The organism is Bradyrhizobium cosmicum, from assembly GCF_032290525.1.
Classification (GTDB): domain Bacteria; phylum Pseudomonadota; class Alphaproteobacteria; order Rhizobiales; family Xanthobacteraceae; genus Bradyrhizobium; species Bradyrhizobium cosmicum_A.
Genome location: NZ_JASXTA010000351.1, coordinates 1 through 258 on the forward strand (window position 1 = coordinate 1; position 258 = coordinate 258).

1 protein-coding gene is annotated in these 258 nt (G+C 55.4%); it reads left to right on the forward strand.

Annotated features, from left to right (window positions below; translation table 11 throughout):
- Nucleotides 1-93: 93 nt before the first annotated feature.
- On the forward strand, nucleotides 94-258 hold a 165-nt coding region (locus tag QSV46_RS41660; RefSeq protein WP_409997297.1), incomplete at its 3' end, for a DUF6538 domain-containing protein.

Consider the following 258-nt stretch of genomic DNA (forward strand, 5'->3'; position numbering starts at 1 on the left):
GCTGGTGTCCCCACAGGTCGTCTACACAAGCAGCATCCATATCTCGCCAAGAAGCGGGGGAACTATCATGTTCGCAAGCGGGTTCCGGCGGACCTGCGACAGGCTCTGGGTAAAAGCGAGGTTTGGAGATCGCTCAGCACTGACAGCATCGTCGTTGCCAAACGTCGTGCGTATTACGCGTTGAATCAGATTGAGGTGAATTTCGAAGAAATGCGTGAGGAGCTTCGCCGACAGGCTCCTTCCACGCTCTTGAAACCG